A 15764-nucleotide genomic window follows, 5' to 3' on the forward strand; every position below is an offset into this window, starting at 1 on the left:
CTTGTGATTACATTGCGATATCGAGGAGGTGGTGCGGACCGGATACTGCAGCGTCGGTGGCGGGAAGGCGCGTCTAAGCTCCAGGTCGACCATCGGCTGCACATCTCCAACGAAGTCCATGCCAGGGTAACGCCTGCTCCAGGCTTGCACGCGAGTTCTTTCGCGTGACTTTCCCTTAAGCGACAAGCTCGTCCCGGCGGGTTTCTGCACAGCCTGCCCCGCAACGCCCCCCCGCGGTGGCAACCATTCCTGACGGCGGAATCCATTCGCAGCGACGTGCGTTGTCTCTGACCATCGGCATGAGACATACGCGATGAAACCCACGCTTCAGGCACATCTGCTCGAACGGGCAGCGAGCTCGTCATGGCCGATCGTGTCGCCGAACCTGAAGCCCGGCTTTGCGGAGAACCGCTTTTACAGAATGTCGGCTATGCGCTCGAACTCGGGCTCAAAGCGCTCCTTGTTAAGCGGGGATTGGATGACGATCGCTGCCGCATCGAGGTGCGGCATGACATCGCCAAAGCCCTCGGCGAAGCCGCGAAGGTCGGATTTGTACCAGCGCATCGCGACCTTGCCGCCCTGATCGCTACTATCAGCCCGTACTATAAGCGGCACGGTCTGTCCGAATTGGTGGCCACCGGAGGCTTGGCGATGTCGCCCGATCAGGCCTTGGCCGTGACGCGGAGCCTGCTTGATCAGGTCCGCGTGTCGATCACTAGGTAGCTGACGGATCCGCCGGCGCACATGACAGGGAGAGGGCTGCGGCTGTCGCCGTGACGGGTTTTGAAGGTCGAGAGAGGTTCTCTGGCCGGCCCGTCGCGGAGATACGCGATGACACGCCCAGCTTCCAAAGGCCATGCCCGAACCCAGCGCTCGAACATCTACGACGAGATCACCACCAAGATTATTGCCGAGTTGGAGGCATGCCGCCTGCCCTGGCTCCAGCTCTGGACGTGGGTGGCGGTGTTCAGATTGCATGGGCCGAAGTCTGACTAGCAAGCCGGGTATCTCACGTTACACGGTGTCAAACCGTTCCGCTGTGACCCTTGCGGGCCGCTGAGCGGATCAGTGTGGGCACCAATGGCGGTCGCCCAGGGAGGACATCAGCCTCGACGGCGGTCGCGAGTTGCAGCGTTGCCTCTACGCCTTCGCCGTCAAGGCGCTGCTTGGACCCGATGTCTCAATCAGCGCCTCCTTGCTCTTCCCGCGCGAGCAGGTCGATCTCCAACTCGCCGATCCGGAAGCCACACTGGTCGAGATCACCGGCTATTTGCAGGCCGCTCGCGCCAACCTGACCGCCGGGCACGCCCTGATCGGACCCGATACCGGCGGAGCCTATGACGACCACGCCTTCGCCATGCCGGCGAACGCGGGCGCCACCTACTGCAAACGCAAGCTGCCCGCCGCGACCGAGTTGTTCGGCGACGCCGCTCAAGTCTGGGAGGCCCAGTGATGACGGCCGCAAGCAAGACCCTCCGCGACGACACCGCCCGCCGCGCCGCGATCAGCGTGCATGACCGATCCATCCTGGTCGAAGCCGGCGCGGGTTCGGGCAAGACCGCCGTCATGGCCGGGCGCATCGCCGCCATGCTTGCCGAGGGCGTCGCGCCCAAATCCATCGCGGCGGTGACCTTTACTGAATTGGCGGCGAGCGAACTCCTGATCCGCGTTCGTGACTTCGTGGCCGACCTCGTGACGGGGACCATCCCGACCGAACTGCGGATCGCCTTTCCGGGCGGTCTGTCGGAGGCCCATAAAGCCAACCTCGCGGCGGCGTCAGCGGCCATCGATGAGATCACCTGCTCAACGATCCACGGCTTTTGCCAGCGGCTGATCAAGCCTTATCCGGTCGAAGCCGACATCGATCCAGGCGCCGGCGTGATGGACCGCAACCAAGCCGATCTCGCTTTCATTGAGATCGTCGATGCGTGGCTGCGAGAGCAGCTTTCGGGCGGCCAAGGCGGCATCATCGCCGAAATGGTGCTGCAAAGCCCCGGTGAGACTGTTGGGCTGATCCACAAGATCGTCGCCAATCTGCGCAAGCGTCGCACCGTGTCGGCGCCGCCCGTGACGCCGCTCGCTCCGCACCTGCGCGCCTTCCATAACGCCACGGAGGCCTTCGCCGACTTCATCCAGACCGCGCCTGCGGTCGAGGAGGAGACAGCGAGGTTCGCCGAGCGCCTCGCCGAGATGGCGCAGGCGATGGAGGATGCGTCGACCGCCGAAACGCCTGCCGGTCTTGTCCGGCTGCTCGTCTCGCCGCCCCACCCTGACCTTTGCACCAAGACCGGCTCGTTTCTGGCCTTCAAGAAGAAGGGCAAGTGGCTGGAGGCCGCCAAGCGCGAGGGCTTGGCCAAGGCCGACGGCGAACGCCTCAACGCGGCGGCCGATGGTCACTACGCGGCGTGCTGCGAGGCCTGGCAGGTCCTGCTCCAGAATGTGGCGAGCCGCGTCCTGTCCGATCTAATTGCTCAGGTCCAGCCGGTGCTGGAGCGGTTCCGGGACTATAAGCGCTCCGCCGCATTGCTCGACTTCGACGACTTGGTCTTCGCCGCGCGCGACCTGCTGCGCGACCATGACGATGTCCGCCGCGCGCTGGGCGCACGCTTCTCACGGGTGCTCGTCGACGAGTTCCAGGACACCGACCCGCTGCAGACGGAGATTTTCTGGCGGCTGTGCGGGGAGCCCCCCGCTGAGGACGCGAATGCCGGCTGGACCGCCTTCCAGATCCGCTCGGGCGCATTGTTCCTGGTCGGCGATCCCAAGCAGGCGATCTACCGCTTCCGCGGCGCGGACGTCAGCGCCTATGTCCGGGCGCGCGACGCCTTCATCGCCCGGGATGCCGACAGCGTCCTGTCGATCTCCACCAACTTCCGCTCCTGCGCGCCGATCCTCACCTATGTGAACGAGCGTTTCGAAGCGCTGCTGTCGAGCGACGGTCAGCCCGGCTTCACCGCGCTCGATCCGTTCCATGCCGACCGAGGCGAGGCCCCCTGCGTAGCCGCGCTGGACGTCGCCATCGCGGACGAGAACGGCAAGGCGAGCGCCGAGCAGCAACGCGATGCCGAAGCCGAAGCCGTCGCCGAGATGTGCGCCCGCCTGATCGGCAGCGAGATGATCCTCGATCGCCGCTCCGGCGCCAGCCGGGTCTGTCGGCCCGGCGACATCGCCCTGCTCGCGCCGACCGGAAGCGACCTGTGGCGCTATGAAGAAGCCCTTGAGCGGCACGGCATCCCTGTCGCCACCCAGGCCGGCAAAGGCCTGTTCCGCCGGCAGGAGATTCAGGATCTCATCGCGCTCACGCGCGTCCTCGCCGATCGCCGCGATACGCTCGCCCTGGGCGCGCTCCTGCGCGGTCCTTTGGTCGGTCTGACCGAGGAAGAATTGCTCGACATCATTTGGGCGCTGCCCCGGTCCGAGGAACATCCCGACGCCCTGCCGCGTCTCGACCTTGGCGTGGAGGCCAGCGAGATTGCCCACCCGCTGGCGCGCTCGGTGATCGAAAGGCTGCAAGCCCTCAATCGCCGGACCAACAGCACCACGCCGCACGACCTGCTGTCGCAAGCGGTCGATGTGATGCGGGTGCGTCCCATCCTGCTCGCACGGCACCGCGGCCAGGCCGAGCGGGCGCTCTCCAATGTCGATCTCTATCTCAGTTTGGCCTCCGCCTTCGCCGTTCGCGGCCTGCGCGCCTTCGCCGAGACGATGACCGCGGCGTGGACCGACGAAGCGCGCGCCGTCGAGGGGCGGCCTGACGCGCAGGAAGAAGCCGTCGCGCTCTACACCATGCACGCGGCCAAGGGCCTCGAGTGGCCGATCGTCGTGCCGGTCAACACGATGACCGGCATCATGCCGGCCGAGAACGCGGTGACCGATCGCGACAGCGATACCTTCTATTGCCCGGTCTTCGGGGTGAAGCCGGTCGGCTACGACGACGTGCGCGACGCGGAAAAAGCCGAGCTCGACCGCGAGCGCGTCCGCCTCTGGTACGTCGCCGCCACCCGGGCGCGCGAGCTACTGGTCCTGCCCCGCCTCGACGCGGCGCCGTCAAAGTCGGCCTGGATCTCGCTGCTCGACCTGTCGCTCGCCGACCTCCCGGCGCTCGATGTCGCTCATCTCCCGCTGGAGATGGGCGGTGCGGCGGCCGGCGAAGGCAACCAGCAGACCCGCGAAAGTTTTGCGGCGGAAGCCGCCGCCATCGCCGAGCCCCATCGCCGCCTGACCTGGCTGGCGCCCAGCCGTGACGAAAGCAGCGCCGGCCCGGTGCTCACCCCGGAGGCGGTGGAGATCTGGGCGGCGCGTGACGAGCGCCAGCCCGATGACGAGGCTGAACGGCCCAGCATCCAGGGCGGGCGCGAACGCGGGCTGATCCTGCACAAGCTTCTCGAAGAAGTGCTGACTGGCGAGACGGCGCAAGACACCGCCGCCTTGGCCGAACGGGCGCAGTCGCTGATCGCGGCGCTCGGTCGCCCCGCGGTCGAAGACCCGTCGCAGGGTCTTTCGCCCGGTGAGCTTGCTGGATGCGTGACTCGCACGCTCGCCTTGCCCGAAATCGCCGCGCTTCGGCCCGTCCTCACGCCCGAGCTCCCAGTCTATGCGTCGGCGCTCTTCGATGAAGTTGAGCAGGCGACCGCCGGCGTCGCAGACGCCATCGGCCTGGGATCCGATGGGACGCCGCAGGTGGTGATCGATTGGAAGAGCGACGTCCAGCCAACTCCTGAGACGGTCGACCACTACCGCGCTCAAGTGCGGGCCTATCTCGACATGACCGGCGCGGCGCGCGGGCTGATCGTGCTGGTGACGACCGGCGAGATTATCGCGGTGACGCCATCCATCGCGGCGGCGGCATAGCGGAGAACTCTACGAGCTGCCGCGGGACTGTTCGTCGCCTCCTGCGTCCACAGGCGCAGTGCCGTTCGAAACGGGCTGTCGGAGACCCATGGCCGAGAGGTCGAGCACGAGCGGCTGCAGTAGTGCGCGCGTTGACCCGCCGCCGCGCGACAGCACCTCAAGGAAATCCTCCTGATTGGGCTGCCCTAGCGCCAAGCGATAGATCATCCGCTGTTCTTTCAGTTGCGCAAACCTGGCGATGTCGCGACCAAAGGGGCGTTCGAAAACATGACGGGTGATTTCCGCACCCTCCAACACCCACCACGGCTGCATTCCACTGGCGTCGCTATGGCTCTCCGCGAGCGCTGCGAGACGTTGCCACGGTGACCCCTCTATCTTTTCAGGGTCGCTCCAGATGTCGCTCTTGAGGTTCTGCGCGAGACGTCTTCGCACGGCGAGGCCAGCAAAGCGCTGAACACGATGACGTGACCCCCGTTTCTCATCCAGCCATAACGAGAGTCCTAGGTTGATCTGAGCTGTGATCGGCTGGGTTGGCAAGAGGCCGGTCAGCGCAGCCTCCAACCAGCGCAGCAGGCCGGCCGATGTGTCCGGTGAGCGCTTCTGCATAAGCCTGCGGCGTCAGCCACCCGAGCTTCGAGTGCGGACGCTGCTCGTTGTAATCGCGTCGCCACGCCTCCAGCACGGCGCGAGCGTGCGGCAGCGAGCGGAACAGCGTCTCGTTCAGCAGCTCGTCACGCAGCCGCCCGTTGAAGCTTTCGTTGAAGCCGTTCTGCTGGGGCTTGCCCGGCGCGATGTAGTGCCAGCCGACGCCGGTGTCGTCGGCCCAGGCCAGGACCGCGTTCGAGGTGTACTCCGTGCCGTTGTCGCTGACGATGGTGTCGGGCCGCCCTCGCTGCCGGATGACGGCGTCCAACTCCCGCACGACCCGCGCGCCCGACAGCGAGGTGTCGGCCACCAGCGCCAGGCACTCGCGCGTGCAGTTATCGATCACCGTCAGGATGCGGAAGCGCCGCCCGTCCGTCATCTGGTCTGCGACGAAGTCCAGCGACCAGCGCTGGTTGGGCGCCAGCGGCAGGTCCAGCGGTCGCCGCGGGCCCATCGCTCGCTTCCGGCCGCCGCGCCGGCGCACCGTCAGTTGCTCCTCGCGATAGATCCGCTGGACCCGCTTCCTGTTGACCGCATGGCCCTCGCGCCGCAGCAGCACGTGCAGGCGACGATAGCCGAACCGTCGACGGTCCTGGGCCAGGGCCTTCAGCCGGTCGCGCAGAGCGCCGTCGTCCGGGCGCGTCGCCTGATAGCGCACGCTCGTCCGATCGACGCCCAGCACACGGCACGCCCGCCTTTCGCTCATCTCGTAGGCGGCCTGCAGATGGCCAGCCGCCTCGCGATAGCCGGCGGGCGTCACCACTTTTTTCCCAGCAGGTCCTTCAGGGCCACGTTGTCCAGCATCGCGTCCGCCAGCATCCGCTTCAGCCGGGCGTTCTCATCCTCGAGCGCCTTGAGCCGCCGAGCCTCCGACACGTTGAGCCCGCCAAACTTGGCCTTCCATTTGTAAAAGGTCGCCGAGCTGACCCCGTGGCGTCGGCACACCTCCGCCGTCGCTACACCGGCCTCCTGCTCCCACAGGATCCCGATGATCTGCTCTTCCGTGAACCTCGATCGCTTCATTCTGTCCGTCCTTCGTTGGGCGGACTCTAGCTATTCCTGGAGGAGTTTCAGGGGGTCACGTCAGGTCCGGCCCTTTTCTTCGCAAACCAAACGGAGACTTCATGCAGATCATCGACCACGGCGGAGCGCGCATCGCGGCGCTCCACGACAAGAAGACCGGCAGTTGGCAATATGTCGTCTCCGACCCGGTCAGCCGCAAATGCGCGATCATCGATCCGGTCTGGGATTTCGACGAGAAGGCCGCGGCGACCTCGACCCGCAACGCCGACGCCATCCTGGACTACGTCAAGACTGAAGGCCTGACCGTCGAATGGCTGCTGGACACCCATCCCCATGCCGACCATTTCTCGGCCGCGCCCTATCTCAACGAGAAGCTGGAGGCTCCAACCGCCATCGGCGAGAAAGTGGTTGGCGTCCAGAGGCTGTGGAAGGACATCTACGGCCTGGACGACGACTTCCCGGCCGACGGGCGCCAGTGGGACCGTCTCTTCCAGGCCGGTGATGCGTTTGCTGTCGGCGGCCTGCCGGGGCGGGTCATCTTCTCCCCAGGCCACACCCTGGCGTCCATCACCTATGTGATCGGCGGCAACGCCTTCGTCCACGACACGCTGATGATGCCCTATGCCGGCACCTCGCGCGCCGACTTTCCGGGCGGCGACTCCAAGGCCCTCTACCGAAGCATCCAGGACATCTTGGCCCTGCCCGAGGAGACCGGCGTCTTCGTCGGCCACGACTACGGTCCCGATGGCCGCAAGCCCGCCTGCTTCAGCACCGTGAGAGAGCAGAAGGCGGACAACATCCATGTCGGCGGCGGACGCGGCGAGGCGGATTTCGTGCGGCTTCGCGACGGCCGGGACGCCACCCTTCCCCTGCCGAACCTGATGCTCTACGCGCTTCAGGTGAACATCCGCGGCGGCGTGTTGCCGCCGGCCGCACCGGACGGGCGCGTCTATTTCAAGATCCCCGCCAATCACTTCGCCCTGCCCCAGGAGAACTCTTGATGCGTCCTTCCACCCTGGCCTTGGCCGCCCTTTTGAGCACGACGGCCCTGGCCGCCCACGCCCAGACGCCCGCCGATCCTCTTCATGTCTATGGTCCCGGCGGCCCCGCCCCCGCCATGCGCGAAGCGGCGAAGGCCTATGAAGCGCGCACCGGTCGCGCCGTGGCCGTCGTCGCCGGACCCACGCCCCAATGGCTGGGCCAGGCCAAGGCGGACGGCGACCTGATCTTCTCAGGCTCCGAGACGATGATGACCGACTTCGTCAGCGCTCTGGAGGGCCGCATCCGCGCCGAGGCGGTCGAGCCGCTCTATCTGCGCACCGCCTCCATTCTCGTTCGCCCGGGAAATCCGAACGGCATCGGCGGCCTGGAAGATCTCTTCCAGCCGGGTCGCCGAGTCCTGGTCGTCAATGGCGCGGGCCAGAACGGCCTGTGGGAGGATATGGCGGGCCGCACCGGCGACATCGCCAAGGTGCGCGCCCTGCGTCGCAACATCGCCGTCTATGCCCGCAACAGCGCCGAGGCTCGCCAGGCCTGGATTGACGACCCGACGCTGGACGCCTGGATCATCTGGGGCATCTGGCAGGTCGCCAATCCGGACCTCGCTGATGTGGTCGAGGTCGAAGAGCCCTACCGCATCTACCGCGACGCTGGCGCCGTTGTGACCGAGACCGGCCGCCAGGACGCCGACGCCCAGCCGTTCCTCGAATTTTTGAAGTCCGACGAGGGGGCCGCCATCTTCGCGCGTTGGGGCTGGCGGACCGGCCAACCTTAAGCCTGCCTTAAGGTGAACCCTGCCGTGTCGGCGGCATGGCCAACCGTCGCTCCTTCACCCTGAACCGCCGACACCTGCTGGCGGCCGCAGCGGCGCCGCTTTGGGTTTCGACGGCGGCGCGAGCAGCACCCGCGCCCGCCGCCTTTGACATCACTGCCCTGACCACAGCCTTCTACGCCGCCCGCGGCGGACGCCCCGCCTGGGCGGGGCCAGCGCGCCGGCAAGCCATGGACGCCCTGGCTCTGGCGGACCGCCACGGGCTGTCGGCGCCCGACGGTCTCGCCCTGAGCGAAGCCGAACTGACCCAGGCCGTCCTGACCCTGGTCGAGGCGCTCGCTCATGGCCGGGTCGACCCGGCATCCGTCGAGACCCTTTGGGAGATGGGTCGCAACCAGGTCGATACGCCGCCGCTGCTGGCGACGGCGGTCGACGACGGAACGTTGGCCGAGACGATGGCGGGCCTTGCGCCTCAGGACCGCGGCTATCAGGGCTTGTGCGACGGCTTCCTCCGCTATCGCACCATCGCCGACCGCGGCGGCTGGCCGCCCTTCGCCCTGGGCGCGACGATCGAACCGTTTGCGTCCGACCCCCGTCTTCCCGCCCTCCTGCCGCGCCTTCGGGTGGAAGGCGATCTCAGCGACGCCGCCGCCTCCATGATCGGCCCGTCTGGCGGTGACTACGGCTCTGTTCTGCAAGAGGCCGTTCGGGCGTTCCAGGTGCGCCACGGTCTGGAGGCGGACGCCCGCATCGGCCCGGCGACCCAGCGGGCGCTGTCGATTTCGGCCGAGGCCCGTGCTCGCCAGATCGCGCTCAATCTGGAACGCCGCCGTTGGCTGAAGAGAGACGTCGCCCCGGAGCGGATCGAGGTGAATACCGCCGCCTCCATCATGGTCTACTGGAAGGACGGTCGGCCCGTGCATTCGATGCGGGTCGTGACGGGTGACGCCGACAATGCGACGCCCAGCCTGGAACGGCCCTTCGCCTCGGTCGTCGCCAATCCGCCCTGGACGGTGCCGACCTCCATCGCCCAGCGCGAGATCCTGCCGCGTGGCGCCGCCTATATGCGGGCGAACAACATGACGATCCAGAACGGCATGGTGGTTCAGCGCGCGGGTCCGAATGCCGCCCTGGGCCAGGTCAAGTTCGAGCTTCAGGACAGCTACGCCATCTTCCTGCACGACACCCCGTCTCGGGGCGCGTTCGACCAGAGCTTCCGCCATCTCAGTCACGGCTGCGTGCGGGTGCAGGACGCCGTCGGCTTCGCCCGCCTTCTCCTGGCGCCCGACCCCGAGAGACTCACCCGCTTCGACGCCGCGCTGGACAGCGGCCAGACCGTCCGTGTGGCGACCGGTCGACCGATCGACGTGCGCCTGCTGTACTGGACCGCCTTCCTGGACGGCCAGGGCCGCGTCGCCTTTCGCGATGACATCTATCGTCGCGACACCCGTCTGGCGGAGGCGTTGGGTATCGCTCTGCACCTGCCGCGGCCCGACGACCGCCGCGCCGATGCGGATGACGTCGGCCCCTGACGGCTATTCGGTCGTGCGGCCGTCGAAGTGCTCGTGGTCGGCGGAGGCCTCTTCCACCGTCGCGTGAACCGTCCCGTCGAGATGCTCCGGCGGGCCGTAGAGGGTGTAGAGCCGAAGCGGCTCGGACCCCGTGCTGACCACATTGTGCCGGGCGCCCTGAGGGACGATGACACCGTCGTCCGCCTTCACGGCGTGACGCACGCCGTCGATCCAGATTTCGCCCTCACCGGCCTCAATGCGGAAGAACTGGTCGCGGTCGTCGTGGACCTCTTCGCCGATCTCCTGACCGGCCGGAATGGCCATGAGGACGAGCTGCAGATTGTGGCCGGTGTAGAGAACACGGCGAAAGTCTGTGTTCTCTTCCGTCAGACGTTCGATATTGTCGATGAAGCCCTTCACGAGAGTCTCCTGTGCGGGTTGGCCGTCAGCGACGCGCGACGGCGGTGATGCGCGCGAATTGCGCCGTGTCGCCGCGAGCCGGCGTCGATGGGCGGGGCGCCGGGGCGGCGACGCGCGCGCCGACCGCCTTCGCATCGCCGCAGAAGATCTCATAGAGCATGCCCATGACCGCCTGGGCCCGCTCGTCGGCGATCGAATAGAAGATCGAGCGCGACTGACGGCGCGTCTTGACCAGACCGTACTGGCGCAGCTCAGCCAGTTGCTGGGACAAGGCCGGCTGTTTGATGCCCAGGTCCGCCTCGAGCTGGCCAACCGAACGTTCCTCCTCGGCGATATGGCACAGGATCAGCAGCCGGTTGGCGTTGGCCAACTGGCGCAGCAGTTCTGCGGCCTCCGGCGCCTTTTCCTTCAGCCGCTCCATGGCGGCCGCTTGATCGTCGGTCATGCGCGGCGCTCGCGGTAGTACCAGGGCGCATCGCCGTCACCGTCGGCGATGGCGGCGTCCAGGGTGGTGGCGGCCGGCTCCAGGAGAGCGTCGCCGGGCGTCCAGCCCGCCGGCGTGGAGGCCGCCTCACGGTCAGAAGTCTGCAAGGCGGTGACGAGACGCAGCAGCTCATCAACCGAGCGGCCGATGTTCATCGGGTACCAGCTGATGGCGCGCACCACGCCTTCGGGATCGATCACGAAGGTGGCGCGCACCGTCGCGCTGTCGCTCGAGCCGGCGTCCACCATGCCGAAGGCGTGGCCGATGGCCATGGAGGGATCCTCGATGATCGGGAAAGACACCTTCACGCCGAAGCGGCGGTAAATGTCCTTCAGCCAGGCCAGGTGCGAATACAGACTGTCCACCGACAGGGCCATCAGATCGCAGTTGATCGCCGCGAAGGCCTCGGCCTGCCGGGCCAGGGCCACGAACTCGCTGGTGCAGACCGGCGTGAAATCCGCCGGATGCGAGAACAGCACCAGCCAGCGTCCACGGTAGTCGCTCAGGCGCTTTTCGCCCTGGGTCGTGCGCGCGGTGAAGTCCGGCGCCGTGTCGTTGATGCGCAGGGCGCGAATTGCGGGGGGATAGACGGCTGGCCCGGTGTCGATCGTTTCCATAGCCGCAAGCTAAGCGCTTCCCACCGTTTCCGCTACAATAAAATACATACTTGCACGAACTATGAATGGGTATATGTGTTGGGTCACCGAAACGGAGACACGCCATGTCCTCGCCCATCCTCGATCCCGCCCGGGACCACGCCGCCGACATCGTGCGCGCCGCGCTGGGCGATCCTCGCCAGCGCCCTGTCGTCAGGTCATTCTTCGACGAGGCCACCTTCACCGTCAGCCATGTCGTGCGCGATCCTGGCTCCGACGTCTGCGCCATCATCGACAGCGTGCTCGACTACGATCCGGCGTCCGGCCGCACCGCGCACGACTCGGCCGACGCCCTCATTGATTACGTGAAATCCGAAGGTCTCACGGTCCAGTGGCTGCTGGAGACCCACGCCCATGCCGATCACCTGTCGGCGGCGCCCTATCTTCAGGAGAAGCTCGGCGGTCAGCTGGCCATCGGCCATGAGATCCTCACCGTCCAGGCGGTCTTCGGCAAAATCTTCAACGAAGGGACCGACTTCCGCCGCGACGGCAGCCAGTTCGATCAGTTGTTCAACGACGGCGACCACTTCCGCATCGGCGACCTCGAGGCTACGGTGCTGCACGTACCCGGCCACACGCCCGCCTGCCTTGCCTACGTTATCGGCGACGCCGTCTTCCCCGGCGACACCATGTTCATGCCCGACTATGGCACCGCGCGATGCGACTTCCCCGGCGGCGACGCCGGGACCCTGTACCGCTCGATCCATCGCCTGACCTCCTTGCCGGACGAGGCGCGGGTCTTTCTGTGCCACGACTACAAGGCGCCTCCGGGCCGGACCGAGTTCGCCTGGGAGACCACCATCGGCGCCCAGCGCACCGGCAACATCCATATCCGCGACGGCGTCAGCGAGGACGAGTTCGTGGCCATGCGCACCCAGCGCGACGCCACCCTGCCCATGCCCAGGCTGATCCTGCCGTCAGTCCAGGTGAACATGAACGGCGGCCGCCCGCCCGAGCCCGAGGACAATGGGGTGCGCTACCTCAAGGTCCCGCTGAACGCGCTGTGAGGCGAGCCCCCCATGCTTGAGCCCATCCCCTTCGTCTGGCCGCTGGCCGGCGGTCTGCTGGTCGGCCTGTCGGCCGGTCTCTACCTGTTGCTGAATGGGCGCGTGGCCGGGATCTCCGGCCTGACCGCCGCGGCGACCGGCCTGTCGAAAGGCGCGCCGCGCACCCTCGGCCTGCTTTTCATCGCCGGCCTGCTGGGGGGCGCGGCCCTGGCCTCAGCGCTGATCCGCAGGCCCGAGGTGCAGATTACCTCGGACATCTGGCTGCTGGTGCTCGGCGGCCTGATCGTCGGTTTCGGCACCCGCTGGGGCTCGGGCTGCACCAGCGGCCACGGCGTCTGCGGCCTGGCCCGCCTGTCGTCCCGCTCCATCGTCGCCACCGGCGTCTTCATGGCGGTTGCGGCCCTGACCGTCTTCGTCACCCGCCATCTGTTGGGAGGCCTGGCATGAACCGGCTGATCGTCGCCGTCCTGTGCGGCCTGCTGTTCGGCGCCGGCATGGTGGTGTCCGACATGATCAACCCGGCCCGCGTCCTGGCCTTTCTGGATGTGACGGGCGCCTGGGACCCCTCGCTGGCCTTCGTCATGGGCGGGGCGCTGATCCCCTCCGCCATCGCCTATCTGATCCGCCGTCGCATGGAGACGCCGGTCGCGGCCGAGACCTTCCATGTGCCTGAGAGCCGGACCATCGACACCCCTCTGGTCGGCGGGGCCGTCGTGTTCGGCCTGGGCTGGGGGCTGGTCGGCCTGTGCCCCGGCCCGGCGCTGGCGGCCCTGACGACCGGCGCCTGGCAGGCCTTTGTCTTCGTCGGCGCCCTCGTGGCCGGCATGGCGCTGTTCCGCCTGACGCTCGACCGAAACGCCTGAACCAGAAAAGACCCTAGGGAGACAAAGCCATGGATATCCGCCCCTTGGACAAGGCCCTATCCGCCTCGCCCCAGATCGCCCCGGAAGACCTGCCCGCCATCGCGGCCCAGGGTTTCCGGTCGGTGATCTCCAACCGACCCGACGGCGAGGAGCCCGGCCAGCCCAGCGCCGAGGATCTGCGCCAGGCCGCCGAGGCCGCCGGCCTCGCCTTCGCCCACGTTCCCGTGGTCGGCGGCGCCATCTCCGACCAGGACGTGGCGGACTTCCGCGAGGCTCTGGCTGACCTGCCCCAGCCCGTGTTCGGTTTCTGCCGCACCGGCACGCGAACCACCACCCTGTGGGCGCTGGCGAACGCCGGCGCACAAACCCCCGATCATCTGATCGCCCGCGCCAAGAGCGCCGGCTACGACCTCGGCGCCCTGCGTCCCCGTCTTGAAGGAGCCGCGTCATGAGCGCCCAATACGCCCCCCCGGATTCCTGCGATGTCCTGATCGTCGGCGGCGGATCCGCCGGCATCGCCACGGCCGCCAGCCTCCTGCGCCGCCGCCCAGGCCTCGACGTTCGCATCGTGGAGCCGTCCGAACATCACTATTATCAGCCCGGCTGGACCATGGTCGGCGCCGGCGTCTTCACGCCCGAGCGGACCCAGCGCCGCACCGAGGACCTGATCCCCCAGGGCGCCCAGTGGGTGCGTGGCGCGGTCGCGGCCTTCGACCCCATCCATGATCGCGTCGAACTGACCGACGGCCGCTGGATTGGCTACCGGATGCTGGTCGCTGCGCCGGGGCTAAAGCTGGACTGGGCGGCCATCCCTGGCCTGGCCGAAACCCTGGGGCGCAACAACGTCACCTCCAACTACGGCTACGAGACCGCGCCCTACACCTGGAAGCTGGTGCAGGCCATGCACAGCGGCCGGGCGATTTTCACCCAGCCGCCCATGCCGATCAAATGCGCCGGCGCCCCGCAGAAGGCCATGTATCTGTCGGCCGACCACTGGCGCGACAACGGCCGCAACGACATCGAGATCGAATTCCACAACGCCGGCCCGGTGCTGTTCGGCGTCAAGGCCTACGTCCCGGCGCTGATGGAATATGTTCGCAAGTATCGCATCGACCTGAACTTCGGGTCGAAACTCGTCGCGGTGGACGGCCCGGCGCGGATCGCGACCTTCGCCGTGACGGGTGCGGACGGCGAAGTGCGCCAGACGCGGCGCGAGTTCGACTTCCTGCACGTCTGCCCGCCGCAGACCGCGCCCGACTTCGTCCGCGAAAGCCCGCTGGCCGCCGAAAGCGGCTGGATCGAGGTGGACGACGCCACCTTGCGCCATAAGCGGTTCGAAAACGTCTTTGGTCTGGGCGACGCCTGCTCGGCGCCCAACGCCAAGACCGCTGCGGCCGCCCGCAAACAGGCGCCCGTGGTGGCCGAGAACATCCTGTCGCTGCTGGACGGTCAGCCGATGCGGGCGGTCTATGACGGCTATGGCTCATGTCCGCTCACAGTAGAGCGCGGCAAGATCGTTTTGGCCGAGTTCGGCTATGGCGGCAAGCTCCTGCCCAGCTTCCCGAGATGGCTTCTGGACGGCACCAAGCCGACCCGCCTGGCCTGGCTGCTGAAGTCCGAGGCCCTTCCGGAAATCTACTGGTCAGCCATGCTGAAGGGACGCGAATGGATGGCGGCACCGCACCACGTCGACGCCCTCGACCGCCCGCAACCCATCGTCGCCTGAGCCTGATCATGGACCTGTCTCCGCTGCAGTACGGCCTCGGCGCCGGCGCCGGCTCGCTTGTCGGCTTCACCCTCGGCCTCGTCGGCGGCGGCGGGTCCATCCTGGCTGTGCCGCTGATCGTCTATCTGGTGGGTGTCAAGGATCCGCATCTGGCGATCGGCACCAGCGCCTTCGCTGTCGCCGCCAACGCCTTCGCCAATCTGTTGAACCACGCGCGCCACGGCACGGTGAAATGGAAGATCGCCGGCCTGTTCGCCTTGGCCGGCGTCTTCGGCGCCTTTCTCGGCTCCACCCTGGGCAAGGCCGTGGACGGTCAGAAGTTGCTGGCTCTGTTCGCCGCCCTGATGCTGGTGGTCGGGGTGCTGATGCTGAGAGGCCGCTCGGCTTCGGGGGACCCCGACGTGGTCCTGACGCGGGGCAATGCGCCGAAGCTCGTCGGAGCCGGCGCCCTGACCGGCGTTATGTCCGGCTTCTTCGGCATCGGCGGCGGGTTTCTGATCGTCCCTGGACTGATGGTCTCGACCCGCATGCCCATCTACTATGCGGTCGGCTCGTCGCTGGTCGGCGTGACGGCCTTCGGCCTGACCACGGCCTTCAACTACGCCCTGGACGGCTGGGTCGACTGGCCCCTGGCCGCGGTCTTCATCGGCGGCGGCGTCCTTGGCGGTCTGATCGGCGCACGGCTCGCGAAAGCCCTGTCAGGACAAAAAGGCCTATTGAACACAGTGTTCGCCGGGCTGATCTTCGTCGTCGCCTTCTATATGCTTTACCGCAGCGCCGGCGCGCTCGGCCTGATCGGGTGAGACC

At 67.5% G+C, this 15764-nt stretch carries 17 protein-coding genes; 12 read left to right on the forward strand and 5 right to left on the reverse strand.

Annotated elements, in window-relative coordinates; genetic code table 11:
* Positions 1-363: 363 nt before the first annotated feature.
* From M8231_RS09605 to M8231_RS09615, 3 genes are all read left to right on the forward strand, one after another.
* Positions 364-723 carry a hypothetical protein gene (locus M8231_RS09605; RefSeq protein ID WP_250201348.1) on the forward strand — a complete coding sequence of 120 codons (360 nt, stop codon included), beginning with the start codon at positions 364-366 and terminating at the stop codon, positions 721-723.
* Between the two features lie 403 nt (positions 724-1126).
* Entirely contained in the window at positions 1127-1453 is a 327-nt protein-coding gene (locus M8231_RS09610; RefSeq protein WP_250201349.1) for a hypothetical protein, read from the forward strand.
* Positions 1453-4851, forward strand: a complete 3399-nt coding sequence (locus M8231_RS09615; RefSeq protein ID WP_250201350.1) for a UvrD-helicase domain-containing protein — start codon at positions 1453-1455, stop codon at positions 4849-4851. The genes M8231_RS09610 and M8231_RS09615 overlap by 1 nt, the downstream gene beginning before the upstream one ends.
* 9 nt (positions 4852-4860) lie before the next feature.
* On the opposite strand, the gene M8231_RS09620 is transcribed toward M8231_RS09615, so the two are convergent.
* Both M8231_RS09620 and M8231_RS09625 read right to left on the reverse strand, forming a co-directional pair.
* Positions 4861-5283: a hypothetical protein gene (locus tag M8231_RS09620; RefSeq protein WP_250201351.1), complete on the reverse strand. Its 423-nt coding sequence runs from the start codon at positions 5281-5283 to the stop codon at positions 4861-4863.
* Between the two features lie 46 nt (positions 5284-5329).
* A protein-coding gene (locus tag M8231_RS09625) for an IS3 family transposase (RefSeq protein WP_250201334.1) occupies positions 5330-6519 on the reverse strand; the annotation gives its coding sequence in 2 pieces (ribosomal slippage) (positions 5330-6267 and positions 6267-6519; 1191 coding nt in all).
* Positions 6520-6620: 101 nt separating this feature from the next.
* Here M8231_RS09625 and M8231_RS09630 point away from each other — a divergent pair.
* From M8231_RS09630 to M8231_RS09640, 3 genes are read left to right on the forward strand one after another with little or no spacing between them, the layout of a single operon-like run.
* Entirely contained in the window at positions 6621-7520 is a 900-nt protein-coding gene (locus tag M8231_RS09630; RefSeq protein WP_250201352.1) for an MBL fold metallo-hydrolase, read from the forward strand.
* Positions 7520-8293: a substrate-binding domain-containing protein gene (locus M8231_RS09635; protein ID WP_250201353.1), complete on the forward strand. Its 774-nt coding sequence runs from the start codon at positions 7520-7522 to the stop codon at positions 8291-8293. The genes M8231_RS09630 and M8231_RS09635 overlap by 1 nt, the downstream gene beginning before the upstream one ends.
* A gap of 35 nt (positions 8294-8328) precedes the next feature.
* Positions 8329-9822 carry a L,D-transpeptidase family protein gene (locus M8231_RS09640; protein WP_250201354.1) on the forward strand — a complete coding sequence of 498 codons (1494 nt, stop codon included), beginning with the start codon at positions 8329-8331 and terminating at the stop codon, positions 9820-9822.
* Positions 9823-9825: 3 nt separating this feature from the next.
* Here M8231_RS09640 and M8231_RS09645 read toward each other — a convergent pair whose 3' ends face one another.
* Genes M8231_RS09645 through M8231_RS09655 form a run of 3 tightly spaced genes read right to left on the reverse strand, consistent with a single transcriptional unit; the run spans position 9826 to position 11322 of the window.
* Positions 9826-10221: a cupin domain-containing protein gene (locus M8231_RS09645; RefSeq protein ID WP_008263599.1), complete on the reverse strand. Its 396-nt coding sequence runs from the start codon at positions 10219-10221 to the stop codon at positions 9826-9828.
* Between the two features lie 25 nt (positions 10222-10246).
* Entirely contained in the window at positions 10247-10666 is a 420-nt protein-coding gene (locus M8231_RS09650) for an ArsR/SmtB family transcription factor (protein WP_008259045.1), read from the reverse strand.
* Positions 10663-11322, reverse strand: a complete 660-nt coding sequence (locus tag M8231_RS09655) for a peroxiredoxin (protein ID WP_250201355.1) — start codon at positions 11320-11322, stop codon at positions 10663-10665. The genes M8231_RS09650 and M8231_RS09655 overlap by 4 nt, the downstream gene beginning before the upstream one ends.
* A 104-nt stretch (positions 11323-11426) precedes the next feature.
* Here M8231_RS09655 and M8231_RS09660 point away from each other — a divergent pair, with 104 nt between their 5' ends.
* From M8231_RS09660 to M8231_RS09685, 6 genes are read left to right on the forward strand one after another with little or no spacing between them, the layout of a single operon-like run.
* The gene (locus M8231_RS09660) at positions 11427-12368 is read left to right on the forward strand and encodes an MBL fold metallo-hydrolase (protein ID WP_250201356.1); all 942 of its coding nucleotides are present in this window, start codon (positions 11427-11429) and stop codon (positions 12366-12368) included.
* 12 nt (positions 12369-12380) lie between these two features.
* Positions 12381-12815, forward strand: a complete 435-nt coding sequence (locus tag M8231_RS09665; protein WP_250201357.1) for a YeeE/YedE family protein — start codon at positions 12381-12383, stop codon at positions 12813-12815.
* Complete coding sequence (locus M8231_RS09670; protein WP_250201358.1) at positions 12812-13231, forward strand: DUF6691 family protein; 420 nt, start codon at positions 12812-12814, stop codon at positions 13229-13231. The genes M8231_RS09665 and M8231_RS09670 overlap by 4 nt, the downstream gene beginning before the upstream one ends.
* A gap of 29 nt (positions 13232-13260) precedes the next feature.
* Positions 13261-13683, forward strand: coding sequence for a protein tyrosine phosphatase family protein (locus tag M8231_RS09675; protein ID WP_250201359.1), 423 nt, complete (start codon positions 13261-13263; stop codon positions 13681-13683).
* Positions 13680-14957 (forward strand): NAD(P)/FAD-dependent oxidoreductase, encoded by a 1278-nt coding sequence (locus M8231_RS09680; protein WP_250201360.1) that lies wholly within the window; start codon positions 13680-13682, stop codon positions 14955-14957. The genes M8231_RS09675 and M8231_RS09680 overlap by 4 nt, the downstream gene beginning before the upstream one ends.
* 8 nt (positions 14958-14965) lie before the next feature.
* Positions 14966-15760, forward strand: coding sequence for a sulfite exporter TauE/SafE family protein (locus M8231_RS09685; RefSeq protein WP_250201361.1), 795 nt, complete (start codon positions 14966-14968; stop codon positions 15758-15760).
* Positions 15761-15764: the final 4 nt, after the last annotated feature.

This window comes from Brevundimonas albigilva (assembly GCF_023573565.1).
GTDB lineage: Bacteria > Pseudomonadota > Alphaproteobacteria > Caulobacterales > Caulobacteraceae > Brevundimonas > Brevundimonas albigilva.

Excerpts from the sequence above, each read along its gene's own strand:
- M8231_RS09605 (WP_250201348.1), top strand. The coding sequence starts at position 364 with ATGGCCGATCGTGTCGCCGAACCTGAAGCCCGGCTTTGCGGAGAACCG.
- M8231_RS09615 (WP_250201350.1), top strand. The coding sequence starts at position 1,453 with ATGACGGCCGCAAGCAAGACCCTCCGCGACGACACCGCCCGCCGCGCC.
- M8231_RS09630 (WP_250201352.1), top strand. The coding sequence starts at position 6,621 with ATGCAGATCATCGACCACGGCGGAGCGCGCATCGCGGCGCTCCACGAC.
- M8231_RS09635 (WP_250201353.1), top strand. The coding sequence starts at position 7,520 with ATGCGTCCTTCCACCCTGGCCTTGGCCGCCCTTTTGAGCACGACGGCC.
- M8231_RS09640 (WP_250201354.1), top strand. The coding sequence starts at position 8,329 with ATGGCCAACCGTCGCTCCTTCACCCTGAACCGCCGACACCTGCTGGCG.
- M8231_RS09650 (WP_008259045.1), bottom strand. The coding sequence starts at position 10,666 with ATGACCGACGATCAAGCGGCCGCCATGGAGCGGCTGAAGGAAAAGGCG.
- M8231_RS09655 (WP_250201355.1), bottom strand. The coding sequence starts at position 11,322 with ATGGAAACGATCGACACCGGGCCAGCCGTCTATCCCCCCGCAATTCGC.
- M8231_RS09660 (WP_250201356.1), top strand. The coding sequence starts at position 11,427 with ATGTCCTCGCCCATCCTCGATCCCGCCCGGGACCACGCCGCCGACATC.
- M8231_RS09665 (WP_250201357.1), top strand. The coding sequence starts at position 12,381 with ATGCTTGAGCCCATCCCCTTCGTCTGGCCGCTGGCCGGCGGTCTGCTG.
- M8231_RS09670 (WP_250201358.1), top strand. The coding sequence starts at position 12,812 with ATGAACCGGCTGATCGTCGCCGTCCTGTGCGGCCTGCTGTTCGGCGCC.
- M8231_RS09675 (WP_250201359.1), top strand. The coding sequence starts at position 13,261 with ATGGATATCCGCCCCTTGGACAAGGCCCTATCCGCCTCGCCCCAGATC.
- M8231_RS09680 (WP_250201360.1), top strand. The coding sequence starts at position 13,680 with ATGAGCGCCCAATACGCCCCCCCGGATTCCTGCGATGTCCTGATCGTC.
- M8231_RS09685 (WP_250201361.1), top strand. The coding sequence starts at position 14,966 with ATGGACCTGTCTCCGCTGCAGTACGGCCTCGGCGCCGGCGCCGGCTCG.